The organism is Streptomyces incarnatus, from assembly GCF_001027185.1.
Taxonomy (GTDB): domain Bacteria; phylum Actinomycetota; class Actinomycetes; order Streptomycetales; family Streptomycetaceae; genus Streptomyces; species Streptomyces puniciscabiei.
In genome coordinates this window covers 5,757,938-5,783,731 of the sequence record NZ_CP011497.1, presented here as the reverse complement: position 1 = coordinate 5,783,731, position 25,794 = coordinate 5,757,938, and the positions used below count along the sequence as shown (strand labels likewise).

At 73.1% G+C, this 25,794-nt stretch carries 23 protein-coding genes; 12 read left to right on the top strand and 11 right to left on the bottom strand.

Annotated elements, in window-relative coordinates:
* The first annotated feature begins 1 nt into the window (after position 1).
* A complete protein-coding gene (locus tag ABB07_RS26065; RefSeq protein ID WP_208900972.1) occupies positions 2-928 on the top strand; it encodes a dihydrodipicolinate synthase family protein in 927 nt (308 codons plus the stop codon).
* On the opposite strand, the gene ABB07_RS26060 is transcribed toward ABB07_RS26065, so the two are convergent.
* The 6 genes from ABB07_RS26060 to leuA all read right to left on the bottom strand — a co-directional run bounded on the left by ABB07_RS26060 (position 925) and on the right by leuA (position 8,895).
* A complete protein-coding gene (locus ABB07_RS26060) occupies positions 925-2,103 on the bottom strand; it encodes a sialidase family protein (protein WP_208900971.1) in 1,179 nt (392 codons plus the stop codon). The genes ABB07_RS26065 and ABB07_RS26060 overlap by 4 nt on opposite strands.
* Positions 2,100-2,765: a response regulator gene (locus tag ABB07_RS26055; protein WP_208900970.1), complete on the bottom strand. Its 666-nt coding sequence runs from the start codon at positions 2,763-2,765 to the stop codon at positions 2,100-2,102. Before ABB07_RS26055 ends, ABB07_RS26060 begins: the two co-directional genes overlap by 4 nt.
* Positions 2,762-3,988 carry a sensor histidine kinase gene (locus ABB07_RS26050; protein WP_425264762.1) on the bottom strand — a complete coding sequence of 409 codons (1,227 nt, stop codon included), beginning with the start codon at positions 3,986-3,988 and terminating at the stop codon, positions 2,762-2,764. Before ABB07_RS26050 ends, ABB07_RS26055 begins: the two co-directional genes overlap by 4 nt.
* Before the next feature lie 15 nt (positions 3,989-4,003).
* Complete coding sequence (locus ABB07_RS26045) at positions 4,004-6,079, bottom strand: MMPL family transporter (RefSeq protein WP_208900968.1); 2,076 nt, start codon at positions 6,077-6,079, stop codon at positions 4,004-4,006.
* A 160-nt stretch (positions 6,080-6,239) separates the two neighbouring features.
* The gene (locus ABB07_RS26040) at positions 6,240-6,935 is read right to left on the bottom strand and encodes a TerB family tellurite resistance protein (protein WP_208900967.1); all 696 of its coding nucleotides are present in this window, start codon (positions 6,933-6,935) and stop codon (positions 6,240-6,242) included.
* 238 nt (positions 6,936-7,173) lie between these two features.
* Positions 7,174-8,895 (bottom strand): 2-isopropylmalate synthase, encoded by a 1,722-nt coding sequence (gene leuA / locus ABB07_RS26035; RefSeq protein WP_208900966.1) that lies wholly within the window; start codon positions 8,893-8,895, stop codon positions 7,174-7,176.
* Between the two features lie 359 nt (positions 8,896-9,254).
* On the opposite strand from leuA, the gene ABB07_RS26030 reads away from it, so the two are divergent.
* A complete protein-coding gene (locus tag ABB07_RS26030; protein WP_208900965.1) occupies positions 9,255-10,325 on the top strand; it encodes a M4 family metallopeptidase in 1,071 nt (356 codons plus the stop codon).
* A 20-nt stretch (positions 10,326-10,345) separates the two neighbouring features.
* Complete coding sequence (locus tag ABB07_RS26025; protein ID WP_208900964.1) at positions 10,346-10,612, top strand: protealysin inhibitor emfourin; 267 nt, start codon at positions 10,346-10,348, stop codon at positions 10,610-10,612.
* A gap of 30 nt (positions 10,613-10,642) precedes the next feature.
* Here the strand turns inward: ABB07_RS26025 and ABB07_RS26020 are convergent, their stop codons facing one another.
* The gene (locus tag ABB07_RS26020) at positions 10,643-11,947 is read right to left on the bottom strand and encodes a UDP-glucose dehydrogenase family protein (RefSeq protein WP_208900963.1); all 1,305 of its coding nucleotides are present in this window, start codon (positions 11,945-11,947) and stop codon (positions 10,643-10,645) included.
* Positions 11,948-12,178: 231 nt separating this feature from the next.
* On the opposite strand from ABB07_RS26020, the gene ABB07_RS26015 reads away from it, so the two are divergent.
* The 4 genes from ABB07_RS26015 (at position 12,179) to ABB07_RS26000 (ending at position 16,485) form a co-directional block, all read left to right on the top strand.
* Complete coding sequence (locus ABB07_RS26015) at positions 12,179-12,400, top strand: hypothetical protein (protein WP_208900962.1); 222 nt, start codon at positions 12,179-12,181, stop codon at positions 12,398-12,400.
* A complete protein-coding gene (locus tag ABB07_RS26010) occupies positions 12,397-13,791 on the top strand; it encodes a glycosyltransferase (RefSeq protein WP_244189528.1) in 1,395 nt (464 codons plus the stop codon). The genes ABB07_RS26015 and ABB07_RS26010 overlap by 4 nt, the downstream gene beginning before the upstream one ends.
* Before the next feature lie 127 nt (positions 13,792-13,918).
* Positions 13,919-15,232 carry a GH1 family beta-glucosidase gene (locus ABB07_RS26005; protein WP_208900961.1) on the top strand — a complete coding sequence of 438 codons (1,314 nt, stop codon included), beginning with the start codon at positions 13,919-13,921 and terminating at the stop codon, positions 15,230-15,232.
* The gene (locus ABB07_RS26000; RefSeq protein ID WP_208900960.1) at positions 15,229-16,485 is read left to right on the top strand and encodes an MFS transporter; all 1,257 of its coding nucleotides are present in this window, start codon (positions 15,229-15,231) and stop codon (positions 16,483-16,485) included. The genes ABB07_RS26005 and ABB07_RS26000 overlap by 4 nt, the downstream gene beginning before the upstream one ends.
* 76 nt (positions 16,486-16,561) lie before the next feature.
* Here the strand turns inward: ABB07_RS26000 and ABB07_RS25995 are convergent, their stop codons facing one another.
* On the bottom strand, positions 16,562-17,125 hold the full coding sequence (locus ABB07_RS25995; protein WP_244189527.1) for a ScbR family autoregulator-binding transcription factor: 564 nt from the start codon (positions 17,123-17,125) through the stop codon (positions 16,562-16,564).
* Positions 17,126-17,454: 329 nt separating this feature from the next.
* On the opposite strand from ABB07_RS25995, the gene ABB07_RS25990 reads away from it, so the two are divergent.
* The 5 genes from ABB07_RS25990 (at position 17,455) to ABB07_RS25970 (ending at position 22,496) form a co-directional block, all read left to right on the top strand.
* Entirely contained in the window at positions 17,455-18,561 is a 1,107-nt protein-coding gene (locus ABB07_RS25990; RefSeq protein WP_208900958.1) for a ScbA/BarX family gamma-butyrolactone biosynthesis protein, read from the top strand.
* Positions 18,561-19,769 carry an acyl-CoA dehydrogenase family protein gene (locus ABB07_RS25985; protein ID WP_244189526.1) on the top strand — a complete coding sequence of 403 codons (1,209 nt, stop codon included), beginning with the start codon at positions 18,561-18,563 and terminating at the stop codon, positions 19,767-19,769. The genes ABB07_RS25990 and ABB07_RS25985 overlap by 1 nt, the downstream gene beginning before the upstream one ends.
* A complete protein-coding gene (locus tag ABB07_RS25980; protein ID WP_244189525.1) occupies positions 19,766-20,479 on the top strand; it encodes an HAD family hydrolase in 714 nt (237 codons plus the stop codon). The genes ABB07_RS25985 and ABB07_RS25980 overlap by 4 nt, the downstream gene beginning before the upstream one ends.
* A 113-nt stretch (positions 20,480-20,592) precedes the next feature.
* On the top strand, positions 20,593-21,189 hold the full coding sequence (locus ABB07_RS41575) for a TetR family transcriptional regulator (RefSeq protein WP_208900957.1): 597 nt from the start codon (positions 20,593-20,595) through the stop codon (positions 21,187-21,189).
* Positions 21,190-21,350: 161 nt separating this feature from the next.
* Positions 21,351-22,496, top strand: coding sequence for a hypothetical protein (locus ABB07_RS25970; protein WP_208900956.1), 1,146 nt, complete (start codon positions 21,351-21,353; stop codon positions 22,494-22,496).
* 92 nt (positions 22,497-22,588) lie between these two features.
* Here the strand turns inward: ABB07_RS25970 and ABB07_RS25965 are convergent, their stop codons facing one another.
* The 3 genes from ABB07_RS25965 to ABB07_RS25955 are packed head-to-tail and all read right to left on the bottom strand — an operon-like array spanning position 22,589 to position 25,794.
* Positions 22,589-23,689 carry an amino acid kinase family protein gene (locus ABB07_RS25965; RefSeq protein ID WP_208900955.1) on the bottom strand — a complete coding sequence of 367 codons (1,101 nt, stop codon included), beginning with the start codon at positions 23,687-23,689 and terminating at the stop codon, positions 22,589-22,591.
* The gene (locus tag ABB07_RS25960; protein WP_244189524.1) at positions 23,686-24,777 is read right to left on the bottom strand and encodes an aspartate-semialdehyde dehydrogenase; all 1,092 of its coding nucleotides are present in this window, start codon (positions 24,775-24,777) and stop codon (positions 23,686-23,688) included. The genes ABB07_RS25965 and ABB07_RS25960 overlap by 4 nt, the downstream gene beginning before the upstream one ends.
* 6 nt (positions 24,778-24,783) lie before the next feature.
* Entirely contained in the window at positions 24,784-25,794 is a 1,011-nt protein-coding gene (locus ABB07_RS25955; RefSeq protein WP_244189523.1) for a DMT family transporter, read from the bottom strand.

Below are 25,794 nucleotides of genomic sequence, written 5' to 3'. Positions count from 1 at the left end.
CATGCCCTTCCCCACCCCGCTCACCGGTGTCGTCCCGCCCGTCTGCACGCCCCTGACGCCGGAGCGCGAGGTGGACGTGCCCTCGCTGCTCAGGCTGGTCGACCATCTCGTGGGCGGCGGCGTGCACGGGCTGTTCCTGCTCGGGTCCACGTCCGAGGCCGCGTTCCTGACCGACCGGCAGCGCAGGCAGGTGGTCGAGGCGGTCGTCGCCCATGTGGACGGCCGGCTGCCGGTCCTCGCCGGCGCCATCGACATGACCACGCCGCGCGTCCTCGACCACGTCGCGGCGGTGACGGCGGCCGGAGCGGACGCGGTGGTCGTCACCGCGCCCTTCTACGCCCGCACCCACCGCTCCGAGATCGTCCACCACTACCGCCGGATCGCCGGCGCGTCGCCGGTCCCGGTCATCGCCTACGACATCCCCGCCGCCGTGCACACCAGGCTCCCCGCCGACGTGGTGCTGGGGCTGGCCGCCGACGAGGTGCTGGCCGGGATCAAGGACTCCAGCGGGGACCTGGCCGCCTTCCGCGAGATCGTCACCGGCGCCCGCGCGCACCCCGGGTTCAGCGTGCTGACCGGCTCCGAGCTGATCGTGGACTCCGCGCTGGCGCTCGGCGCCGACGGGGCGGTGCCGGGGCTGGCCAACGTCGACCCACACGGGTACGTCCGGCTGTACCGGATGTGCCGGGCCGGTGACTGGGAGGGGGCGCGGGGGGAGCAGGAGCGGTTGTGCGCGCTGTTCGGGATGGTCACGGCCGGGGATCCGGCGCGGATGGGGGGCAGTTCGTCGGCGCTGGGCGCGTTCAAGGCCGCGCTGCATCTGCGGGGGGTCATCGCGTGCGGGGTCACGGCGGAGCCGCAGGTGCCGTTGTCGGGGGAAGAGGTGGAGAGGGTGGGCAAGTTCCTGGCGGCCGCCGGGTTGCTCTAGTTCCCTGGCAAGGCCAGTCTGCGGAACTCCACGGTCTCGTACGCCTGCTTGTTCCCCGTCTCGTACAGGACGCCGATCGTGTCATGGCCCAGCTGGACCAGGTCCGAGTAGGCGGCCGGGTGGTTCGAGAGGGTGAGGAGTCTGGTGAAGGTGCGGCCGGCGTCCCTGCTGGACCAGAGGGCCAGGGCGCGGCGGGCCGTGGGCACCGAGGGGGCCGAGAAGAGCAACGGGGTTTCCCGGCCGTGGAGTTGGAGGAGGCTGCCCTGGACGACCGGGACGGCGTTCAGGGTGGGCTGGACGGTGTAGGGGCGGTCGAGGGTGGTGCCGCCGTCGGAGGAGTAGGTGTCGAGGCGGTTGCCGGGGGCGGTGCCGTACTGGTCGCGGGCGTTGAAGTAGAGGCGGCCGTCCGGGAGTTGGGCGGCGGTCGTCTCGTTGACGTCGGTCACGCCGTCGTGGGGCCCGGTCACGAAGCCGAGGTGCCAGGTGCGGCCGCCGTCGTCGCTGTAGAGGGCGTGGCCGCCGTCGTACCGGGACGCGCGGCCGGAGGAACCGGCGGGCGGGGCCACGGAGTGGTTGGCGGGGACCAGCAGGCGGCCGGCGTGCGGGCCCCGGGTGAGGGCGACGGCGTGGCCGGGGCCGGTGGCGTACCAGCGCCAGCCGGGCCGCTTCACCCGGGCCGTGATGTCCGCCGGGGATGTGAAGTGCCGGCCGTCGTCCCGGCTGCGCTGTACGAACACCCGGCGGTCCCCCGCACCGCGCCGGATCTGGTCCTCGGTGGCCTTCCCGCTGTTGGCGCAGGTCACCAGGACGACGTCGCCGGTGCGCGGGTCCACGACCGGCGCCGGGTTGCCCCGGGTGTCCCCGTCCCCGGCGGCCACGACGGTCAGCGGGCCCCAGCTGCAGCCGCCGTCGGTGGAGCGGCGCAGGACGACGTCGATGTCACCGGTGTCGGCGGCACCGTGGCGCCGGCCCTCGGCGAAGGCGAGGACGGTGCCGAGCCGGGTCCGCACGACCGCGGGGATGCGGTAGGTGGCGTAGCCGCCCCGGCCGGAGACGTACGGCACCGAGGAGGCGCAGCCGGGGCCGGGCCGGGCGGATGCCGTGGCGGGCAGGCCGGCGGTGAGCGCGGTGAGGAGCGCGAGGGTGGTGAGCAGGGGGCGGCTCTTCGGGGTCACCCGCCCATGGTCCCCGGAATCACCAGTCCCGACTCGTAGCCGACGATCACCAGCTGGGCGCGGTCCCGGGCGCCGAGCTTGCCCATGATCCGGCTGACGTGGGTCTTGGCGGTGAGCGGGCTCAGGCCCAACGCCTCGGCGATCTCGGCGTTGTTGAGGCCGCGCGCGACCAGGGTCAGGACCTCGCGCTCGCGGTCCGAGAGGCACTCGGGGCCGCCCGTCACCGGCGCCGAGGGGCTGCGCAGAAACCGCTCGATCAGGCGTGCCGTGGGCCCCGGGGAGAGCAGTGCCTCGCCCGCCGCGACCGTGCGGATCGCGTCGAGGAGGTCGGCCGGACGGGTGTCCTTCACCAGGAAGCCGGAGGCGCCGGCCCGCAGCGCCTCCACCACGTGCTCGTCGGTGTCGTAGGTGGTGAGCACCAGGACCCTGACCCCGGCGAGGTCCTCGTCGGCGGCGATCAGCCGGGTCGCCTCGATGCCGTCCAGGCCGGGCATGCGGATGTCCATCAGGACGACGTCGGCGCGCTCGGCGCGGGCCAGGTCGACGGCCTCGCGGCCGGTGCCGGCCTGCCCGACGACCTCCATGTCCGGCGCCGACTCCACGAGCATCGCGAACGCGGCCCGCACCAGGGTCTGGTCGTCGGCGAGCAGGACTCTGATCATCCCTCGGCCCCCACTCTCTCTCCCGGTTTCTCCCCCAGCGGCAGGACGGCGCTCACCTCGAAGCCCGGTCCGCCGGCGCGCGGTCCGGCCTCGACGGTGCCGCCGACGCTGCGGGCCCGCTCGCGCATGCCGACCAGCCCGAAGCCGGGCGGGCCGGCATCGGGCGCGCCCACGCCGTCGTCGGTGACCCGGACGCGCAGGCCGTCCTCCTCCTCGTGCACGGCCACCCGCACGGTCAGGTCGGCCCGGCCGCCGTGCCGCACCGCGTTCGTGAGCGCCTCCTGCACGATCCGGTAGGCGGCCGCGCCGACGGCGGGCGGGACCGCGTCGGCCCGCACGGTCAGCTCCGCCTCGGCCCCCGCCGACTTCGCCAGTTCGGCGAGGCCCGCGAGGCCGGGCAGGGGGCCGCGGGCGTCCGGGGTGCCGGGGGCGCGCAGCACCTCCAGGGTCGTACGGAGTTCGCCGCGGGCCGTGCGGCAGGTCTCGGCGATGTCGTCGAGGGCCTGCGCGACGGCCGTGCGGTCCAGGCGCTCGGGGTCGGCCGCCAGGACGTGCGCGGCGACCGAGGTCTGCACGCCGATCAGGGTGATGCTGTGGGCGAGCAGGTCGTGCAGGTCGCGGGCGATGCGCAGGCGTTCCTCGGCGACCCTGCGGCGGGCCTCCTCCTCGCGGGTGCGCTCGGCCCGTTCGGCGCGTTCCACGGCCGCGGCGGCGTTCTCCCGGTGGACGCGGATGTAGCCGCCGAGGACGAGCATGGAGACGATCCAGCCGGTGATCTGGAAGCTCACCTGGACCCCGGCCATGCCGTGGCGGATCTTCAGGAGCAGCATCAGCGTGACGACGGCGGCGCCGACGAGGGCCGTGCGCCGGGGGCCGTGGGTCACCGCCACCGTGTAGAGGACGACCATCGAGGCGGCGGTGGGCGCCGAGTGGTTGTAGTCCAGCTGGTGGTAGGTCGCGATCAGGGCGATCATGACCGCGAGCACGGTGAGCGGGGCCCGCCGGCGCCACACCAGCGGCACGTGCAGGCCGAGCAGCAGGGCCCAGCCGAGCGCGTCCGGGTGCCGGCCGCTGCCGACGGTGACGGCGATGCCGGAGGCGAGGGCGGCGAGCCCGGCGGCCAGGAGGGCGTCCTGCCGCAGCGGATCCAGGGAGGCGAGGGTCCGGCCGGGCCGGGACGCGGCGGTGGTCGCCTGCACGGGGTTCGTGACGGTTGCCTGCACGGGGTTCATCTTCCGCTACGCGCCCACCGGCTCCGGCGCGCGGTCGGCCTCCGGCGCCGGGCGGGACAGCCGGCCCGGCCACCACACCCTGCGCCCGAGCGCCACGCTCGCGCTGGTCACGAGGTAGGTGCGGACGAGGAAGGTGTCCAGCAGGACGCCGACGGCGATGACGAAGCCCAGCTCGACCAGCGGCACCAGGCCCATGTTCGTCAGCACCGCGAAGGTGGCCGCGAGCACCAGCCCGGCGGAGGCGATGACCCCGCCGGTGGTGCGCAGGGCGGTGAGGGCGGCCGCCGCCGGTTCGGCGCCCTTGACCGACTCCTCCCGCATCCGGTGCATCAGGAAGATGCCGTAGTCGACGCCGAGGGCGACCAGGAACACGAAGGACAGCAGGCCGAGGCCGGGGTCGGTGCCGGAGAAGCCGAACAGCGGGCCGAAGGCGAGCCCGCCGAGGCCGAGGGCGGCACCCCAGACGGCGACCACGGCGGCCACCAGCAGCAGCGGGGCGACGAGGGAGCGCAGCAGGGCGATCAGGATCAGCAGCACGGAGGCGAGGACGATCGGCACGACCACCAGGCGGTCGCGGGCGCTGGTGTCCTTCAGGTCGAGCTGCTGGGCGCTGGGGCCGCCGACGTGGGACCCGGGCAGGCGGTGCCGCAGCGCCTCGATGGTGGCGGTCTCGGCGGCGGACTGGGGCGGCGCGGACGCGGTCACCGTGATCTCGGTCCAGCCGCCGCCGGTACGGCCCTCGCGGGCATCGGCCACTCCCGGGGTGCCCTTGACCGCGGCGAGGGACGCGTCGGCACGCCCGGCCGGGGTCATGATCTCGACGGGCTGCGCGGACCGCTCCGGGTAGGCCTTGGCCACGGTTTCCATGGCGGTCACGGACTCGGGCCGGTGCACGAAGGTGTCCAGCTGCTTGACCGCGCCGGGCAGGTTCAGGGTGCCCAGCGCGAGCGCGCCGAGCAGGACGGCGCCGGAGGCGAGGACGGTCAGCGGGCGGCGCCCGGCGGAGGAGCCCATCGCCGCGAACAGGGAACGGCGGGCCTTGGGCGTGCTGCCGTACGCCGGGACCAGCGGCCAGAAGACGCGGCGGCCCAGCAGGACGAGGACGGCCGGGAGCAGGGTGAGCATCGCGGCGAGCGCGCACAGCACGCCGGCCGTGCCGAGCGGGCCCATGCCCCGGCTGGAGTTGAGGTCGGCGGCGAGCAGGCAGAGCAGTCCGGCGGCGACCGTGCCGGAGGAGGCGAGGACGGCGGGCCCGCAGCCGCGCAGGGCGGCGCGCATCGCGTCGTACGGCCGCTCGTGACGCCGTAGCTCCTCGCGGTAGCGGGCGACGAGCAGCAGCGCGTAGTCGGTGCCGGCGCCGAAGACGAGGATGGTCATGACGCCGGCGCTCTGGCCGGAGACGGTGGTGCCGAAGGCCTGGTTGAGGCCGTACGCGGCGGCTCGGGCGAGGAAGTCGCCGACGCCGGCGACGACGAGCGGGACCAGCCACAGCAGGGGGCTGCGGTAGATGAGGATCAGCAGGATCGCGACGACGGCGACGGTGGTGTAGAGCAGGGGGCCGCCGAGCGAGGCGTACACGCCGGAGGCGTCGGTGGCGAGGGCGGCCGGACCGCCCACCCGCACGCTCAACCCGCCCTGGTCATGGGCCACTTGACGGACGTCGTCGACGAACGTGTTCCGCTTCTTCTCGTCCGTGCCGGGCTCGTTGCTGGTGACGGGGTACATGAGGGTGGTGCCGTCGGCGGACGGGATGCCGTGCGGGGTGCCCCCGGTCAGCCGGTGCCGCCGGCCGATCCCGGCGACCTGGGCCTGTGCCGTGGTCCGGTCGGCGGCGGTGAGACCGGCCGTCCGGTGGTAGACGAGGACCAGCTCGGTGGTCTGGCCGCCGGGCAGCCGGTCCTCCAGCTCGGCGACCTGGGTGGAGTCGGCGGACGCCGGCAGGTAGTCGGTGGCCCGGTCGTGCTGGACGTCGCCCAGCCTCGCGGCGAACGGCCCGGCGACGGCCAGCAGCACCGCCCACAGCCCGACCACCAGCCAGGGCAGCGCCCCGGTCCTCCGTGTCTTGGCAGCCCCCGTGAACATCGGGCCTCCCCTGCGCAGTGGATGTCTGGATACGGCTTCCAGACTCCCGGCGAAGGGGGCGGCAGACGTCGGACGCGGGAGCGACTTCTCGGGTACTGCCGAGGGCGGCCTCGGGGTGCCGTTACTCCCCGGGGAGTACGGGGGGCGACGGGCGGGCGGGTCAGGAGGGCGTGCGCGCCGCCGCGAGCAGCCGGGTCACGTCGTCGGCGCAGATCGTCAGGGCCGCGCCCACCGTCGTGAGGGCGTCGTGCTCGGCGGGGGTGTAGGGGCCGTCGGCGAGGGCGATGCGGGCGGCCTGGAGGAGGAGGGACTCGCGGCCGGCCGGGGCGAGGTGCGGGGCGAGCGGGTCCAGGGCCTCGTGCAGCTCTATGGTCAGGCTGGTGCCGGTCTCGGCGCCGAGGACCCGGCCGGTGTCGGCGGCGAGGGCGTCGACCAGGGCGGCCAGCTGCTCCTCGGTGCAGCCGTCGAAGCCGGCCGCGCGCACGGCGCCGGCGGCCGTCTCCAGGGCCGTACGGGAGGAGGTGCCGCCCGCGGCGAGCACGGCGAGGGCGACGGTGTGCACGGCGTCGCGGAGCATCGCGGAGAAGCGGCGGGTGGTGGGGTGGTCGAGGACGTCGGTGCCGTAGTGGTGGCGGCAGGCGGCGCACTCCACGACCGGGCCCGCGGCGCCGCGCGGCAGCAGCGGGACGCCGAGCAGGGTGAGCCTGCGGCGGCCGGTGAGCCGCTGGTAGTTGCGGTCGCCTCCGCAGCCGGGGCAGTAGAACTCGCCGTCCCCCACCGGTGTCCACGCGGTGCGGATGCGCAGGAAGTGCGCAGCCCTGGCGGCACGGCCGTCTCGTCCCCGTACTGGCAGCACGTCGCACCTCCGTAACGACGCCGCAACATCGCGGCGCTGGCGTGATGTTAGCCACATCACCGGCGTGCAGTCAGTACCCCGTAAGAGACCTTTCTGTGACCTGCGCTGGACCTTGGCCGGAAAACGGTGGGCGGGACAGCGCCCCGAAGGGGCGCGGGGAACTGCGCGACCAGCCACAACGGCGCTGCAGCCGAGCGACGGCCCATCGCGGCACTTCCCCACGCGCCCCGGCCAAGCGCTAGCGTGCCGCGCGGTTGACCGCCGAGACGACCGCCTTCAGCGACGCACGCGTCGTGTTCGCGTCGATGCCGATCCCCCACAGGACCTTGCCGTCGATCGCGCATTCGATGTAGGAGGCGGCCTGCGCGGAGGCGCCCTCGCTCATCGTGTGCTCCTGGTAGTCCAGCAGGCGTACGTCGATGCCGATGGACTCCAGGGCGTCGAAGAAGGCCGAGATCGGACCGTTGCCGGAGCCGGTCAGGACGGTGTCCTCGCCGTCGACGGTCGCCTCGACGGTCAGGGTGTCCACGCCGTCGGTGTCGGTGGTCGACTGGCCGGTCCTGACCTGAATGCGGCCCCAGGGGTTGTCCGGGTTCGGCAGGTACTCGTCCTGGAAGACCGCCCAGATCTCCTTCGGCGTGATCTCGCCGCCCTCGGCGTCCGTCTTCGCCTGGATGAGCCTGGAGAACTCGATCTGCATCCGGCGCGGCAGGTCCAGCTTGTGGTCGTTCTTCAGGACGTAGGAGATACCGCCCTTGCCGGACTGCGAGTTGACGCGGATGACGGCCTCGTAGGAGCGGCCGACGTCCTTGGGGTCGATCGGCAGGTACGGCACCGCCCACTCGATGTCGTCGACGGTGACGCCCTTGGCCCTGGCCTCGGCCTCCATGGCGTCGAAGCCCTTCTTGATGGCGTCCTGGTGGGAGCCGGAGAAGGACGTGTAGACCAGGTCGCCCACGTACGGGTGGCGCGGGTGGACCTCCATCTGGTTGCAGTACTCCCACGTACGACGGATCTCGTCGATGTCGGAGAAGTCGATCTGCGGGTCGACGCCCTGGGAGAACAGGTTCATGCCCAGGGTGACCAGGTCGACGTTGCCGGTGCGCTCGCCCTGCCCGAACAGGCAGCCCTCGACGCGGTCGGCGCCGGCCATCAGCGCCAGCTCGGCCGCCGCCACGGCCGTACCGCGGTCGTTGTGCGGGTGGACGGACAGGCAGACGTGCTCGCGGCGGGACAGGTTGCGGTGCATCCACTCGAAGCGGTCCGCGTGCGTGGACGGGGTCGAACGCTCCACCGTGGCGGGCAGGTTGAGGATGATCTCGCGGCCCGGACCCGGCTGCCAGACGTCCATGACCGCCTCGCAGACCTCCAGCGCGAAGTCCAGCTCGGTGTCGGTGAAGATCTCGGGGCTGTACTGGTAGCCGAACTCGGTCTCGGGGCCCAGCAGCTTCTCGGCGTACTCCATCACCAGGCGGGTGCCGTCGACGGCGATCTGCTTGATGTCGTCCTTGGAGCCGCGGAAGACCACGCGGCGGAAGACGGGGGCGGTGGCGTTGTACAGGTGGACGGTGGCCCGCTTGGCGCCCTTCAGGGACTCCACGGTCCGCTCGATCAGGTCCTCGCGGGCCTGGGTCAGCACGGAGATCGTGACGTCGTCCGGGATCGCGCCCTCTTCCTCGATGATCGAGCGCACGAAGTCGAAGTCGGTCTGGCCGGAGGCGGGGAAGCCGACCTCGATCTCCTTGTAGCCCATCTTCACCAGCTGGTCGAACATCCGGCGCTTGCGCTCGGGCGACATGGGGTCGATCAGGGCCTGGTTGCCGTCGCGCAGGTCGGTGGAGAGCCAGCGGGGGGCGGCGGTGATCCGCTTCTCCGGCCAGGTGCGGTCCGGGATGTCCACCTGCTCGTAGCGGCCGTACTTGTGGATCGGCATGGAACTGGGCTGCTGGCGGTTGGCCATGTCTGCGTGGCTCCTCGAAGGTTCCGCGGGGGCGGGTCCGGTGGACGGCCGACGACGCAACACCAAGCTCCGCGGGGAGGGAGTCGGCCTTTGTCTACAGGCCCTCGCCGCGGCAGCTAAGGAGAAGCAGCCCGAAACGCATGATGCTCCGCAGCCTAGCCGAGCCGCCCCGGCGCCGGGGGGCGTGTCCCAGTATGCGGGACCGCACCTATAAACCCATTAGAAAGCGGATAAATAGTGCGCCGCTCCACAGCGGCCGTACCACAGCGTCACGGAGCGTTGCCTTCCGTGTCCGGGTATTTCACCAATCATGGTGGCCTCTAGTGACACCGGCATCACGGAGTGCAATGGTGCCAGGCATGACGACCAACGGGGGCTTCCAGCCCGTCTTCTGCACGATCGTGCCGCCGCACGTCCTCGACCGGCTCGCGCAGGCCGAGGACACCGCGCTCTCCGGCCCGGCCCGCCGGTCCCTGGAGCACGACGCCTACCAGCGCACCAAGCGCCGCCTGACCACGGTCATCGGCGCGCCCTCCGTCGCCGCGCCCGCGGGCGCCGCCGCGGACCAGCCGCACCGCACGATCTACGACGCCCGGCACACCCAGGACCTGCCCGGCACACAGGTCCGCGCGGAGGGCTCCGACCCGGTCCAGGACGCCACCGTCAACCGCGCCTACGCGGGCCTCGGCGCCACCTTCGAGCTGTACCTGAAGGCGTACGGCCGGCACTCCATCGACGACAACGGGCTGCCGCTGGACGCCAGCGTCCACTACGACCAGAACTACGACAACGCCTTCTGGAACGGCGAGCAGATGGTGTTCGGCGACGGTGACGGCGAGATCTTCCTCGACTTCACCATCCCGGTCGACGTCATCGGCCACGAGCTGACCCACGGCGTCACCCAGCACACCGCCAACCTGGAGTACTTCGGGCAGTCCGGCGCGCTGAACGAGTCGGTCTCGGACGTCTTCGGCTCGCTGATCAAGCAGTACACCCTCGGCCAGACCGCCGCCGAGGCCGACTGGCTGATCGGCGCCGGCCTGCTCGCCCCGCACGTGCACGGCACCGCGCTGCGCTCGATGAAGGCCCCGGGCACGGCGTACGACGACCCCAACCTCGGCAAGGACCCGCAGCCGGCGACCATGGACCACTACGTCCGCACCGGCCGCGACAACGGCGGCGTGCACATCAACTCCGGCATCCCCAACCACGCCTTCTACCTGGTCGCCAGCGCCATCGGCGGGCACGCCTGGGAGCGGGCCGGGCAGATCTGGTACGACGTGCTCACCGGCGGCGAGCTGAAGCAGGACGCGCTCTTCGCCGACTTCGCCACCCTGACGGTGAAGGCGGCGCGGGAGCGGTACGGCGCCGGGGACGAGCTCCAGGCCGTGCAGAAGGCGTGGGAACAGGTCGGGGTGCGGACGCTGTAGTTCCGTACTAGACACTCCCCATGCGTATTCGAGTACGGCGCACGGGCGGCTTCGCGGGCATCGAGCGCCGGGCCGAGGTGGACACCTCGGGCCGGCCCGACGCCCCCTCCTGGCACACCCTGGCCGACCGCGTCCTCACGTCCGGCCGCAGCACCCCCCCGGCCGGCGTCCCGGACGGCTTCCGGTACGAGATCACCGTGGACGACCGCACGGTGTACGCGGCGGATCCCCGACTCACCGAGGACGAACGGGAGTTGGTGTCGCGGGTGTTGAAGGAGGGGGCTTAGCGAGCGGTCCGGCCGGCCGCTCCGACCCCGTCACGGCCGGACCGTGGCGCGCCCCACACTCATGCAGGTGTAGCCGAACCGGCCCAGCGTGTCCGGATCGAGCACGTTGCGCCCGTCGAAGAGGACGGGCGTGCGCATCAGGCTCCGGGCTGCCGCCCAGTCCGTGTCGAGCAGGTCGTGCCATTCGGTGACGATGACGGCGGCATCGGCTCCGGTGAGGGCTTCGAGGACAGTGGGCCGCCGCTCGGCCTGGTTCCAGGGCGCGGTGTCGGCCGGCCGCGCCATGGGGTCCCAGCAGGTGAGGTCGGCCCCTTCGGCGAGGAGTCGGGAGGCCATGACGGTGCTCGGGGCCTCCCGCATGTCGTCGGTGCCGGGCTTGAAGGTCATGCCGAGCAGGGCGATGCGCTTGTCGCGCAGGGTGCCGAGTTCGCTCTTGAGGCGCTGGACTGCGCGGCGGGGCTGGAGGTCGTTGACCTCGATGACAGCGTTGAGGAGCTGGAAGGAGTAACCGGAGTTGCTGGCCATGGCGCGCAGGGCCCGGGAGTCCTTGGGGAAGCACGATCCGCCGTAGCCGAGGCCGGCATTGAGGAAGTGGCGGCCCAGGCGGTGGTCGAGGCCGACAGCGTCGGCGACCCGGGTGACGTCGGCGCCCGTCGCCTCGCAGACGGTGGCTATCTCATTGATGAAGGTGATCTTCGTGGCCAGCAGGGCGTTGGACGCGAGTTTGACCATCTCGGCGGAGGCGACGTCCATGGTCTGCACGGGCCCGTGGATGCCGGCGTGCAGACCGGCCACCAGCTCGGCGGTGTCCGGGTCGTCGGTGCCGACGACGATGCGATCCGGCTGGAGGAAGTCGGTGACGGCCCTGCCTTCGGCGGTGAACTCGGGATTCGAGGCGTAGCCGACGTGCTGCAGGCCCGCGCTGTCCAGCGCGGCGCGGATACGGGCTCCGGTGCCGACGGGAACGGTGGACTTCACGACGACCGCGGCCAGGTGGGTGGCGCCGCGGAGGCTGTCGATGACGGACCAGACGCGCGAGAGGTCGGCGTCGCCTGAGGCGGTCGGGGGTGTGTCGACGCAGATGTAGGCGACGTGGGCGTCGCGGACCGCTTCGCTCGCGTCGAGCGTGTAGGTCAGCGACTCCTTGTTGTCGGCGAGCAGTTCACCGAGGCCCGGCTCGTAGATGGGCACGTCCCCGGCCTGCAGCAGCCGGACGCGTTCGGGCTGGATGTCGCGAACGGTGACGCGGTGCCCCAGACGGGCGAAGCAGGCGGCGGTGACCAGGCCGATGTAACCGGCGCCGAATATGGCGATGTTGCGGGCGCTGCCCTGCATGATCAGGCTCCAGAGCGGTGAGAAGGCGGTACGGCTGGGCGGAGGCCGTACGCCTCGGATACGTGGGCAACGGAGCTTACGGGTACTCACATCGCCGTGACCTGCGGACTTGTCTCTTCGTGATCTCCCCGTGACGAAGTACCGCTTTCAAGTACTTACATGCTATACACATCCCTTACAGGATCTTCACGTTCCTGTTCCTGGTGCTTTCTCATCTCCTTGGGGGGAGTTATGTCCGGACACGGACAGCTTGCGCAGACCGGTATGCCCGCCATCGTCATCGGCGGCATCACCTACCCGCTGGGGGGCTGGATGGTCGCCGCCGCGGTCGCCGTCGTCGTCGGCGCCATCCTCGTGGTGCGCTTCCGCTACCGCCGGGGACTGGCCGCGGGTCAGGGCGCCGTCGGGCAGGGCGGTGCGATGCAGGATCGTTCCTCCCGTCGCCCCCGGTGAGCGCCGGCCACACCGCAGAACCGGTGCTGTCGGCCTATCAGCACCGGTCCGCGACGGTCCTGATGGGGATCGTCGTCATGCTCGCGGCGGCGGCCTGGGCGGGGTACCACGCGCTCAGCACGTTCGCGCACGACAGCCACAGCCAGAACCGGCTGACCGTCGTCTGGGTCTCCCTGTTCCTGATCTTCCTGCTGCAGACGTTCATGTACCACCTCGAGCGTCCCCGTAAGCTCACCTCGCGTATCGCCCGGCAGTTGGAGGCCCTGCACGTGGCGATCCTGGTGCCGGTCTACAACGAGGATCCCGGCTACCTCCGGCTCGGGCTCGAGTCCTTCCTGCGCCAGACCCGCAGGCCCGACTCCGTCCACATCGTCGACGACGGCTCCACCCACACCGACTACGCCGAGGTGCGCCTCTGGTGGGAAGCGGCCGCGCACGACGCCGGCATCGCCACGACCTGGCAGCGCGTACCCAACGGAGGCAAGCGCCATGCCCAGGCGCACGCCGTCCGGGTCAGCCCCGAAGCGGACATCTATGTCACGTGTGACAGTGACAGCTGCTTCGCCCCCGCCGCGCTGGAGCAGGCCCTCATCCCCTTCTCCAGGCCCCGGGTGCAGTCGGTGGCGGGCATCGTCATCGCGACGAACAACCGCGCCAACTGGCTCGTACGCATCACCGACCTGTGGTTCGTCGTCTGTCAACTCGTCGACCGTTCCGGCCAGTCCGCCGTCGGGGCCGTCATGGTCAACTCCGGGCCGCTGGCCGCCTACCGGGCGGACATCATCCGTGACAACCTCGACGGCTACCTGAACGAGACGTTCATGGGGCGGCCCGTGAACTTCTCCGACGACAGCATGCTCACCCTCTACGCCCAGGAACGCGGACTGACCGTCCAGCAGCCCTCGGCCATCTGTTTCACGGCGATGCCGGAGAAGTGGTCCCACTTCAACCGCATGTACCTGCGCTGGATGCGCGGCTCCACCATCCGCTCCATCTGGCGCATGCGCTACCTCACCCCCGCCCGCCCCGCTTTCTGGCTGCACACCATGCGCTGGGTCCAGATGGTGCTCACCCAGATGATCACCCTCTGGATGCTCGTCGTCGAGCCCCTCGCCTACGGCAATCTGCCCCCCAGAAGCATGCTGGTCGTGCCGTTCCTCATCGGCTGGGCCCAGGGTCTGCGGTACCTCGGCATCATCCGGTCCGACGAACGCATCCGATCCCGCGCGGTGACGTGGCTCGCCATGCCTGCCGCCATCGTCATGGCCTGGACCGTCCTGCGCTGGCTGCGCTGGTACGGCATCGTCACCTGCGCCAAGACCGGATGGGGTACCCGCCAGAACGGCGCCGAGGTCACCCTCAACGGCGCCGCGCCGACGGCTCCGGCGTGACCTGGCCGGCCATGCCGTCCGCCGGCGCCCGTCCCCACCTCCGGACGGACGCCTGGGCGCAGCGGCCCAACATGGGATCCGTACAAGGCCGTTGACTTCTGTTACCGGGGGTAAGGATGATCCGGCCATGGCGACTGACGACGGCAATCCGATCCCCCGGTTCCCGGCGGACTTCCTGTGGGGTGTCTCGACCTCGGCGCATCAGATCGAGGGGGCGGCCGGGGAGCGCGAGGCGTCCGTGTGGGACGTGTTCACGGCCGAACCGGGGCGGGTGAAGGACGGTTCGACGGCGGACATCGCCTGCGACCACTACCACCGCTACCGCGAGGACGTGGCCCTGCTCGGCGGGCTCGGCGTCGACGCGTACCGCTTCTCCGTCTCCTGGCCCCGGGTCAACTCCCCCGGCGGCCTGGACTTCTACGACCGCCTGGTGGACGAGCTGTGCGCGGCGGGCGTACGGCCCGTGCCCACCCTCTTCCACTGGGACCTGCCCGCCTCGCTGGACTGGCTCCAGCGGGACACGGCGGCCCGGTTCGCGGACCATGTGTCGGCGGTCGCCGAGCGGCTCGGCGACCGGGTCGGCACGTGGATCACCCTGAACGAGCCCGCCGAGCACACCCTGCTCGGCCACGCCCTCGGCGCCCACGCCCCGGGCAGGCGGCTCCTCTTCGACGCGCTCCCCGTCGCCCACCACCAGCTCCTCGCCCACGGCCTCGCGGTCCGGGCCCTGCGCGCCGCCGGGGCGGCGGACGTCGGCATCGCCAACTCCCACGGCCCCACCTGGCCCGCCTCCGCCGAACCGGCGGACGTGGAGGCGGCCGGCTTCTACGACGTCCTGCTCAACCGCCTGTTCGCCGAGCCGGTCATCCTCGGTGAATACCCCGACGGCATGGGCGAGTTGATGCCGGGGGACGTTGCGGCGGACCTGAAGGTCATCGCCGAGCCGGTCGACTGGTACGGGATCAACTACTACGCGCCGACGCGGGTGGGTGCGCCCGGCGGCACCGACAGCGAGTACGGCGGCCTGGCACTGCCCGCCGAACTGCCCTTCTCGGTACGGGAGATCGAGGGCCGGCCGGTGACCGACTTCGGCTGGCCGGTCGTCCCCGAAGGTCTCACCGAGCTGCTGTGCGGCTTCCGCGAGACCTACGGCGAGCAGCTCCCGCCGATCGTCATCACCGAGAACGGCTGCTCCTACGACGGCCTCGACGACCAGGGCCGGATCGCCTACCTGGACGCCCACATCCGCGCCCTGCACCGCGCCATGGAGGCCGGCGTGGACGTGCGCGGCTACTTCGTGTGGTCCCTGATGGACAACTTCGAGTGGGCGGAGGGGTACGCCCGCCGCTTCGGCCTGGTGCACGTGGACTACGCGACGCTGGAGCGCACCCCGAAGGCCTCCTACCACTGGTTCCGGGACGTGCTCCGGGCGCAGAGATGACCGCGGTCGGCCGTTCGGCCGCCGCCCTCGCCGAGCCCGTCGAACCCGTCGGCCGGGGCTGGACGGCGGCCCTGTCGCTGGCCAACGGGGCGATCTGGGTCGGCTGGTTCGGCCCGCTGCAGATCCTGCTCGCCTCCCAGGCGGACGACTTCGCGCCCGGCTCGGGGATGTCCAAGGAGACGCTGCTGGCCTGGGTGACCGGCGCCGGCGCGGTGGTCTCCCTGCTCGCCAATCCCTTCTTCGGCGCCCTGTCCGACCGTACGACCGCCCGGCCCGGCCGCCGTACGCCGTGGATCGTGGCCGGGGCGGCGGGCGGCGCGCTGTCCCTGCTGCTGCTCGCGCGGGCGGGCGGGGTGTGGTCCATGGCGGTGGGCTGGTGCCTGGTGCAGCTCACGCTGAACGCGGCGTTCGCGGCGGTGACGGCGGCCGTGCCGGACCGGGTGCCGCGGCTCCAACGGGGCGCCGTGGGCGGCTGGTTGGGGGCGGCGCAAATCCTGGGCGTGGTCGGCGGCACGGGCCTGGCGACCGTGGCGGGCGGGGTCGGCGCCGGGTACACGGCGTGCGCGGTGTTCACGGCGGCGGGCGTGCTGCCGTACGTCCTGTGCTACGACGACCTGCCGCTGGCGCCCCAGGACCGCCCGGCGTGGTCCTGGCGCGGGTTCCTCGCGGGCTTCTGGCTGAGCCCGCGCCGCCACCCCGACCTCGGCTGGGCCTGGCTCACCCGGTTCCTGATCAACCTCAGCAACTCCCTGGTCCTGTTGTACCTGCTCTACTACCTCCGCGACCGCCTGCACCGTCCCGATCCCGGCCGGGGCGTGCTGGTGCTGACGGCCGTCAACAGCCTGACGCTGATGGCGACCGTCGTGGCGGGCGGGGTGTGGTCGGACCGGGTGGGGCGGCGCAAGCCGTTCGTCGTCTGGTCGGGCGTGCTGATGGCGGTGGCGACGGCGGCCCTGGCCGGCTGGCAGACCTGGCCCGGCGCGATCGTGGCGGCCGCCGTCCTCGGCGTCGGCTTCGGCGTGTTCACCTCGGTCGACTTCGCGCTGATGACGGACGTCCTGCCGAAGGCGCTGGACCGGGGCAAGGACCTGGGCGTCATCAACGTGGCCAACGCCCTGCCCCAGGTGGCCGCCCCCGCGCTGGCGGCGCCGGTCGTGACCTACCTGGGCGGCTACCGGGTGCTGTACCTGGTGGCGGCGGTGATCGGGCTGGCGGGGGCGGTGCTGGTGGGGCGGATACGGGGCGTGGACTGAGCCGGACCGCGTATCCGTCCGGACGCGGCCGGCCCGGGGCCCGCCGCGCCCGGTGCCCGTCGTACGGGCGGGTTCGTCAGGCCCGCAGCGCGCGCAGGAAGAGGTCGCGGACCTCGGGCCAGCGGTCCGCGATGTCGGTGCGCCGGTGGAGGACATCGGAGATGTGCTGCATCCCGAAGAAGCCGGCGACCAGGGCGCGGGCGGCGGCGGCCGGGTCGGCGTCGGGGCGGAGCTGGCCCTGGTCCTGGGCCTGGACCAGGAGGGAGTGCAGGAGGTTGGTCCAGTCCACGTAGGGGGTCGGAAGTTCGGCGTCGATCTGCAGGCGCTCGATCTGCAGGCGGGCCCCGGCCTGGACCATGACGTTGTCACGGAAGGCGAGGGCGGCGCGGTCGAGCATGGCGATCGCGGTCTCCAGGGGCGGCAGCTGCTCGGCCTGGACCTCCTGAAGCAGGCGCGGCCACTGGGCGTAGTGCTCCTCCACGACGGCGACGGCGAGTGCTTCCTTGTTCGGGTAGTGGAAGTAGACGGCGCCCTTGGTCATCTCGACCGCCTCGGCCACGTCCTTCACGGAGGTCTCCCGGAAGCCGTGGGCGGCGAACAGTTCGGCGGCCGCCTTCAGCACGATCGCCTTGGTCCGCACGGCGCGGTCCTGGCGTGGCTCGGGGCCTCGGGCAGCGGCGATCTTCTTGCTGGGAAAGGAAGTTGACGCTGTCTGCGCAGCGGACGGGGTCCGAGTCATGGGTGGTGGCTCTCTCCTCTGTCGCATCGTGCGCCGCCTGTTGGGCGACCCTTGCAATATACCTTCCCGCAGGTATATTTTCGAGCCGCAAACGTCCTTGTGATCTAGGAATCCGCTGCTCAAGGGCGTGCTGAGGCATCGGGGGATGCGTGCGCACGCGTACGTATGCGCTCCGCTGCGGTCACACGTCCGTCGGGCATCCGCGATTCCCTCTTGGGGAGGAGCTCAACATGGATGTCAGTGCCGTGGTCGTCGCGGGGGACGCGCACACCAGGCCGGGGGGATACCACCAGTGTGCGCATGACGGAACGCACGCGGCTCGCGCCTGCGGGGGATTCAGGACCAGGGCGCCGAAGGACGCGCGCTGCACGCTGCACGCCGCCTCGGCGATCCGTGCCGCGGGCCGGCTCATAGCGGAACGGACGCATGTCCCCAAGGAGTTGGTGCACAAGGCCGTGGCCGGTGAGGTCCTGCTGGCCGACGCCGTCCAGGTCGCCGAGGAGCGCTTCACCGTCGCGGTCCGCCGGCCCCGCGACCGCTTCCTCGGGCACCGGGGCGACCGGCCCGTGGGTGACCCGCTGCTGCTCGCCGAGGCCGTCCGGCAGGCCGCGATCTACCTCTCGCACCGTTTCCACGAGGTGCCGCGGGACCACGCGTTCGTCCTGTGCGACCTGGAGTTCGCCCTGGAGGCGCCGCTGCCGCCGGGTGGCGCGCAGTCGGCCCCCGTGATGCTGGAGATCGAGTGCACCCGCGCCGGGCGCGCCACGCGCATGGCGGTCGAGGTGTACGCCGGCGGGGTGCGGATCGGCCGGGCCGGGATGCGCTGGACCGCGATGGAGCGCCGGCGGTACGCGGCGCTGCGGCGGCGGACCGGCGGGACGACGGTGCACTCCAACGCGACGCTGGACGAGGCGGTGGCGGCCGCGGCCGGGCACGTGCCGGTACGGGCGGGAGCCGGGTGCGCCGACCGCGACTCCGTACTGAAGGACGCTCAGGGCGGGGCGGCCGGGGGCCGGTGGCAGCTGCGGCTGGACCTCGGGCACCCCGTGCTCTTCGACCACGCCTGCGACCACATCCCCGGGATGGCGCTGCTGGAGGCCTTCCGGCAGGCGGCCCGCGCGGCCTCGGCCGACCCGGCGAGCGGCCCGGAGAGCTGGGAGGCGGTCTCGGCGTCCATCACGTTCGACGCCTTCGGCGAGCTCGACACACCGGTGTGGATCACCCTGGCCGAGGGCCGGCCGGGCGACGGAGCCCTGCGCCTGACCGCCGTCCAGGGGGAGCGCACCCTCGCGACCGCCGAACTGACCGGTGCCCGCCTCCCCGTGGGCGGTGCCTGATGGCGACGGCCCCGATGCTCGACGTGCGGATGCCCGAGCCGGTCCGGCAGCCGGACGGGCGGACGGCGGACCCCGCGCCCGGCAGGCTGTCGTACGCCGGGGTGATCGCGGCGGCGGCGGACGAGCGCGGTGCCCTGGACGGCCGGCGGCGGCTGTCCGCCGCGGTGGCCGCCGCCCTCAGCCGGGCCGGCTTCGCCCGGCACTTCGTCCCCGTGGAACGGGGCGGCCGCGCGGGCGGGTTCGCCGAGCTGCTGGCGGCGGTGGCCGCGGTGGGCGAGACCTGCGCGTCGACCGCGTGGTGCGCGGCGTTGTACGCGGCGCACGGCCGGCTTGCCGCGTATCTGCCCGAGGCCGGGCAGCGCGAGGTGTGGGCCGACGGCCCGGACGTGCGGATCGCCGCCTCGGTCGTACCGCCGCAGGGCGAGGCCCGCCCCGAGCCGGGTGGCTGGCGGCTGACCGGCAGCTGGACGTACGCCAGCGGAGTGGACCACGCGGAGTGGGTGCTGCTGGCCAGCAGGACACCCGTCGAGGGGGAGGCCGGGCACCGCGTCTTCGCCGTGCCGCGGACGGCGGTGACCGTCGCGGACACCTGGCGCACGCTCGGGCTGCGCGGTACGGGCAGCAACTCGGTCGCCGTGGACGGGGTTCACGTCCCGGAGCACCGCTCCTTCACGCTGGCCGACCTGGGTCGGGTACGGCCGGGGGCGGCACGCTGCCACCGGGTGCCGTACGCGATGGTCGCCGCGCTGATGTTCGCGGCGCCGGCCCTGGGCACGGCCCGGGGCGCGGTGCGCGACTGGGGGGTCCGGGTGGCCGGCAGGACGGCGGCCGACGGGCGGGCGGCGCGCGACAGCGGTGCGGTGCAGCAGGTGCTGGCCCGCAGCACCGCGCACATCGAGTCCGCTCAGCTGTTGCTGGAACAGGCGGCGCACCGGGCGGACCACGCCGAGGCGACCCCGCTCGCCGTGGCCGCGAACCGGCGGGACGCGGCGCTGGCGGTGGAGCTGTGCACGGCCGAGACCGAACGGCTGTGGCGGGCCCTGGGCGCCGGCGGCCTCGCGGAGGACGATCCGGTACAGCGGCGGTGGCGCGACGCGGCGGCGGTGGCGGCCCATCCGGCGGTGAGCTTCGAAGCGGCGGCGGGGGCGTACGCGCACGCCGTGTTCGCGCGCGGCGCGGGCGCGGGGGACAGGGCGGAGGGCCGGTGACGGGCACGCTTACGGGCCGGGGCACGAGTACGGGCGCGGGTGCGGGGGTGCTGTCCCGCGCGCGGGGGATCGCCTTCTTCGACGTCGACGAGACGCTGATCACGGCGAAGAGCATGTTCGCCTTCTGGGACCACTGGGTGGCCTCCGGTGCGGCCGGGCGCCATGGTACGGCGGCCGGATCGGACGACGGACCGGACCGCGCCGCACGCAATCGCGCGCACTTCCGGCGGTACGCCGGGGTCCCCCTGGCACAGCTGCGCACCGCCGCCCGGGAGTGGTACGACCGCTACCGCACCGGGCCGACCGCCTTCGTCGGCCCGACCGTCGAGGCGCTGCGGCGGCATCGGGCCGCAGGAGACGCGGTCGTGCTGGTCTCCGGGTCGGCGCGGCCGATGCTGGAGCCGATCGCCCGTGATCTGGGCACCGATGACGTCCTGTCCACCGAACTCCTGGTCACGGAGGGCGGCTTGCTGACCGGGGAGGTGCGGCGGCCGATGATCGGCGCGGCGAAGGGCGAGGCGGTGGCCCGACTGCTGGAGCGGTACGGGCTGCCGGCGGAGCGGGCTTACGGCTACGGGGATCACGCCAGTGACCTCTCGATGCTGCAAGCCGTGGGGCGTCCCCATGTCGTGGGCGACGACCCGGAGTTGGCGGCTCATGCCGCGCGCCGGGGCTGGCCACGCGTGCCGGCCTCGGCCGGCCCCCGGTAGCGGGGGCGCCGCGATGCGGGCCCGGTGTGGCCCGTATCGTTCGAAGCTGAAAACATTCCTTTCGGAAGGTATGTTTCATCCAGTGGCGACGTACGGAACGCGAGGGAGGGCACATGGCGCAGCAGGAACGCGCCCGGCGCACCAGAGAACGGGCGCTGGAGCTGGCGGCCGAGGAGATCGCGGCGCACGGATACGCACGGACCAACCTGCAGACCGTGGCCGACCGCCTGGGCACGACCAAGGGTGCGCTCTACGGGCATTTCGCGTCCAAGGAGGCGCTCGCGGAGGCCCTGGAGCGCGAGGCCGCCGAGCGCTGGCACGCGCTGCGCGCCACGGCCGAGGCATCCTGCGCCGGCCCCGAACAGGCCCTGCACGACACGATGCTGGCCCTGGCCCGGCAGCTGGAGGACCCGCGCATCCGGGCGGCCCTGCGGCTGGCCGCGGACAGCGGGCGCCGCGGCCGCGGGACGCCCAACCTCCTGGAGGAGGTGCGCCGCTGCCTGCTGGAGCAGCTGCGCAGCGCCCACCGGCTCGGCCGGCTGGCGCCGGAATGGCGGCCCGAGGTGGCCGCCCAGGTGCTGCTCGCCATGGTCTACGGCGCGGTCTTCGCCGGCTGGACCGCCATCGGGAAGGAACCGACCCGCTGGCGGGAGGCACTGTGGGCGTTCCTGGCGTCGTTGCGCGCGGGCGGTCCGGGTCCGGTCACCTGAGCCGTACCGGCCAGGCGGCACAGTCGTACGGCCGTACCACCCGGCAGTAGCCCGTCCGGGGCCGTCCCCTGAGCGAAAAACATACCTTCTAGAAGGAATGTAATGAGCCGGGCTCCACCCGGCCGTCACCCCTACTCGTCTACTCGTCCCGAAAGGCACCCATGACCGTCATGGACCTCTCCCCCAGCTCGTCCCGCGCCCCGCTCGCGCCAGGGGGACAGCACGCCGGCACCGGACTGCGCGCCGCGCTCGTGCTGGACGGCGCCGCCCTGTCCCGTACCCGTTTCATGGTCTCGCCGATGAACGAACTGCTCGCCCAGGCCGCCCGGCACGCGGGGGCCGCGGGACCGGGGCCGGCCCGCCCCTACCGCGGCGAGGTCCCCCCGCGCGACGCGCGGACCGAGGCGACGGTACGGCGGCTGACCGCCGCCCTGCGCGCGGTCCGCCGGCCGGTGGCCGGGCTGCTCTCCCCCACGCTGCTGGACCGCACCAGCTGCCCCGGCTTCGAGGAGGAACTGGAGGCGCTGCGGGCCAGGATGACCGAAGGCTGCCGCCCGTTCGACAGCACGTACTCCGGTCGCGCCTACGGGCCCTCGCCAGGCGGTCCGGAGCCCCTCGGCCCGGAGCCCGCCGGACCCGCGCACGACAGGAGCGACGGCCCCCCGCCGGTGCCCGTCGAGGAGATCGGCGAGCTGATCGAGGCGCTGCGCGCCGCCTTCGGCCTGTGGCTGGCCGAGGACTGGCCCGCGCACCGCCGCGCGCTGGAGGAGGACGTCGCCTGCCGCGCGCATCAGCTCGCCCGGCACGGGGCGGCCCGGCTGCTGGACACGCTGCACGACCGGATCGCCTACGCGGACCAGATCCTGTACGTCTCCCCGCCCCCGTACACCGCGCAGGGGGGCGGCCGGCGTCCCGCGGTGCAGCCGCCCCGGCACAGCGTGGACGGGCTGCTGCTGGTGCCCAGCGCGGTGGCCGCGCACCCCACGGTGCTCAGCGGCGGCGAGCTGCCGGTGCTGCGGTACCCGTGCACGGTCCGGGCCACCCGGGACGAGGCCCGCGCGGCCACCGAACCCACCCCGCTGGCCGCCCTGTTGGGCCGCGCCCGCTCGGACGCCCTGACGTCCATCGGCACCGGTTGCAGCACGACGGAGCTGGCCGGCCGGCTCGGTGTCGGGGCGGCGACCGCCTCCAGCCATGCCGCCGCGCTGCGCCGGGCCGGGCTGATCGTCACGCACCGGCGGGGCAAGCAGGTGGAGCATCTGCTGACGGAGCTGGGCTCGCAACTGCTGACCGCGGGCCACGGCTGAGCCGTCCCGCGTCGCGGGCCGCGGCCTTCGTCCTCCGCCGACGCACGGTGGCCCCGGGGCGTAATCGCCCCGGGGCCACCGTGCGTCCTGCCTCAGGCCCGGACCAGCGCCTCCCGCTCCCGCCCGGCCTGCGCCGTCGTCAGCTCGTCGTGCAGCTCGGCGCCGAGCCGGCGCGCGGCCTGCTCGTCGTCCGCCACATGGATCGTCGCCACCCCGTCGCGCACCGCCGTGACCAGCCGCTCGCTGCCGATGGAGACCGGCAGCCCGGCGTCCGCCAGGGCGCGGCCGACGTCGAAGAAGCCGCCCGTGACGGCCGCCAGGTGACGGCCCGGGACCTGCGGCCGGTGGGCCTGGGCGCCCTCGGCGAGCAGGTGCTCGTAGGCCGCGTCGGCCGTGGCCACGTCCGGGAAGGACGCCACCACCGAGCGCAGGTCGACCACCACGGCCCGCACGCCACCGGTGTCGCCGATGACCGAACCCGAGCTGAAATCGCCGTAGTTGAGGCGGCAGACGATGCGGACGCCATGCCGCTGGGCGGTCCGTACGGCCTGCGGGTGCAGCACCTTCGCGCCGTGCCCGGCCAGCGTGATCATCTCCTCGTAGCCGATCCGCGGCATCGGACGGGCGGCGTCGATGATGTAGGGGTCGGCCGAGTAGACACCCTCCACGTCGGAGAAGATCTCCACCTCCGGCAGGCCCAGGGCTCCCGCCAGTGCCACCGCGCTCAGGTCGGAGCTGTTCTTCCCGAGCCAGGTGGGCCGGTGCTGGTCGTCCGCGCCCTGCCCGCCGGGCAGCACCGGCGTGATGCCGCGGTCCAACAGGTCCTCGATCTCGCCGAGTTCGGTGCGCAGCAGCGGCGCCGCGCGGTCCTCGACGGCCTCGGTGACCAGTCCCGTGCGGTGGCCGTGCAGCAGCGTGGCGGGCACGCCCTCGCGCTCCAGGCCGATGCGCAGCAGACCGGCGCCGGTGGTGTCGGCCAGCGGCAGCACACCGTGCAGGGCCGCGGTGCCCACCCCGGGGTCGATGGAAGTGGCCAGCGAGCGGAGGTTCTCGGTGGCGCCCTGCATCCCGCTGGCGACGATCACCAGCTGCTCGCCACGCGCCATGCGGCGGCGCAGGTAGCGGGCGATGGACCGGTACTGGTGCGTGGACGGGAAGGTCGATCCGCCGAACTTCAGAACGTGCAGGCTCACAGCGCACCTCCGACGATGCCGTGGGAAACAGCTTTCTCGGCGATCTGCAGGGCGTTCAGCGCGGCGCCGATCCGCAGGTTGTCGGCGACCAGCCACAGCAGGAGCCGGTTCGCGTTCTCCGGGTCGGTCCGCACCCGGCCGACGTGGACCAGATCGGGCTGGTCGGTGACCGTACGGGGCGTGGGGAAGCCCTCGGTCCACACCCGCACCTCCTCCTGTCCGGCGAGGAGCGCGGCGACCTCGGCGGCGTCCGCGGCGCGTTCGGTGTCGATGACCACGGCCTCGGAGTGACCGTTGACGACCGGGACGCGGACGCAGGTGGCGGTGAGGTCGAGGCCGTCGAGTCCGAGGATGCGCCGGGACTCCTGGCGCATCTTCTGCTCCTCCAGCGTGCCGCCGTGCTCCAGGAAGCGGTCGATGGCGGGTACGACGTTGAAGGCGAGGCCCGGACCGAAGCGGCTGTTCCCGGGAGCCGGCGCGGCCGGGTCGGCGAGCCGGGCGGCGGTGTCGGCGCGCAGCTCGTCGATCCCGCTCTGCCCGCCGCCGGAGGCCGCCTGGTACGTGGACACGGTCACCCGGCGCAGCCCGTAGCGCTCCTGGATCGGCTTCAGCAGCCGGGCGAGGGGGATGGTGGAGCAGTTGGGGTTGGCCACGATGCCGCTCTTCGGGCGCTCGGCCAGGAGGTGCCCGTTGACCTGGGGGACGACGAGGGGGCTGTCCGGGTCCATGCGGAAGGCGTTGGTGTTGTCGACGACGAGGGCGCCGGCCGCGGCGGCACGGGGGGCGTGCTCGGCGCTGATGGGCGTACCGGCGGAGAAGAACGCCAGGTCGACCCCGGCGAAGTCGCAGGTGGCGAGGTCCTCCACGACGGCCTCCGCGCCGCCGGGCACGGGCAGCACCTGGCCGGCGGAACGAGCCGAGGCGATCAGCCGGATCGAGGAGGTCTCGAAGCCGCGCTGGGCGATGAGTTCGAGGAAGGTGCGGCCGACGGCGCCGGTGCCGCCCACCAGGGCGATGCGGGGGGCGCCGGTCACGGGCCGGGCGCCGGTCTCGGGAAGGGTGGCGGTCACGGGAAGGGTGGCGGTCACGGTGGTTCAGCTCCTGGTGTCGACGGCGACGGCGGGTGCCGGGGAGGGGGAGGACGGGGACGAGACGGACGAGGCGGTGGGTGCGGAGGAGAAGGAGGACGGAGCAGAGGAGTCGGCGGACGGGTCGGACCTCCTCGAGGGGTAGGCGCGCCAGCCGAGGGTGACGCCCAGGCTCGCCACGGTGATGAGGACGATGCCGACGCCCTCGCCCAGCGAGAGGTGGTGGCCGAAGAAGACCAGGTCGGAGAGGATGGCCACGGCCGGGTTGACGAAGGCGACCACGGCGATGGTGGCGCTGGGCAGCCTGGGCACCGCGGAGTACATGAGGAAGTACAGCAGCGCGGTGTGGAAGAGCCCGATCGGGACCAGCCAGCCCCAGCCGCTGCCGGCGTGCGCCAGCGAGCCGAGGTCGGCGAAGGGCAGCAGCAGCGGCACGCCGACGGTGAACTGGATCAGCGCGGTGAGCTGCGGCTTGACGCCCTTGACCTGCTTGGCGGTGACGGTGGCGATGCCGTAGAGCACTGCCGCGGCGGTGGCGCAGCCCATGCCGAGGAGATAGCCGTCGCCGAGGTCCTCCGAACTGAGCTTCCAGATCTCGGTGGTGGCGACCAGGCCGACGAAGGCGAGGACCACCCAGGCGACCTTGTGCCCGGTGATGGCCTCCTTGAACGCGAGCGCGCCCATGAAGAGCACGAAGAACGGCTCGGTGTGGTAGAGCACGGTGGCCAGCGTGATCGAGGTCAGCTTGAACGCGGTGAACAGGAAGACCCAGTTGAAGACCAGGCAGATACCGCCGCCGACGATCAGGGACAGGTTGCGCTTGGTGAGGTTGGTGTCGCGGAAGTCGCCGCGCAGCAGGCAGATCACGGCGATGGCCACGGCGCCCAGCAGGCACCGGACGAAGGCCACGTTGAAGGACGGCTGGCCGCTGGCCAGCACGAAGGCCCCGATGGTGCCCCAGCCGGCCATGGCGGTGCCGATCTGGAGCAAGGGCCGGGCAGCGGAGGGGGGTTGCAT

Coding starts and splice junctions, on each gene's coding strand:
- ABB07_RS26065 (WP_208900972.1), top strand. CDS start 2: ATGCCCTTCCCCACCCCGCTCACCGGTGTCGTCCCGCCCGTCTGCACG.
- ABB07_RS26030 (WP_208900965.1), top strand. CDS start 9,255: ATGACGACCAACGGGGGCTTCCAGCCCGTCTTCTGCACGATCGTGCCG.
- ABB07_RS26045 (WP_208900968.1), bottom strand. CDS start 6,079: ATGTTCACGGGGGCTGCCAAGACACGGAGGACCGGGGCGCTGCCCTGG.
- ABB07_RS26000 (WP_208900960.1), top strand. CDS start 15,229: ATGACCGCGGTCGGCCGTTCGGCCGCCGCCCTCGCCGAGCCCGTCGAA.
- ABB07_RS26015 (WP_208900962.1), top strand. CDS start 12,179: ATGTCCGGACACGGACAGCTTGCGCAGACCGGTATGCCCGCCATCGTC.
- ABB07_RS26020 (WP_208900963.1), bottom strand. CDS start 11,947: ATGCAGGGCAGCGCCCGCAACATCGCCATATTCGGCGCCGGTTACATC.
- ABB07_RS25955 (WP_244189523.1), bottom strand. CDS start 25,794: ATGCAACCCCCCTCCGCTGCCCGGCCCTTGCTCCAGATCGGCACCGCC.
- ABB07_RS41575 (WP_208900957.1), top strand. CDS start 20,593: ATGGCGCAGCAGGAACGCGCCCGGCGCACCAGAGAACGGGCGCTGGAG.
- ABB07_RS26005 (WP_208900961.1), top strand. CDS start 13,919: ATGGCGACTGACGACGGCAATCCGATCCCCCGGTTCCCGGCGGACTTC.
- ABB07_RS25990 (WP_208900958.1), top strand. CDS start 17,455: ATGGATGTCAGTGCCGTGGTCGTCGCGGGGGACGCGCACACCAGGCCG.
- ABB07_RS26055 (WP_208900970.1), bottom strand. CDS start 2,765: ATGATCAGAGTCCTGCTCGCCGACGACCAGACCCTGGTGCGGGCCGCG.
- ABB07_RS25985 (WP_244189526.1), top strand. CDS start 18,561: ATGGCGACGGCCCCGATGCTCGACGTGCGGATGCCCGAGCCGGTCCGG.
- ABB07_RS26025 (WP_208900964.1), top strand. CDS start 10,346: ATGCGTATTCGAGTACGGCGCACGGGCGGCTTCGCGGGCATCGAGCGC.
- leuA (WP_208900966.1), bottom strand. CDS start 8,895: ATGGCCAACCGCCAGCAGCCCAGTTCCATGCCGATCCACAAGTACGGC.
- ABB07_RS25970 (WP_208900956.1), top strand. CDS start 21,351: ATGACCGTCATGGACCTCTCCCCCAGCTCGTCCCGCGCCCCGCTCGCG.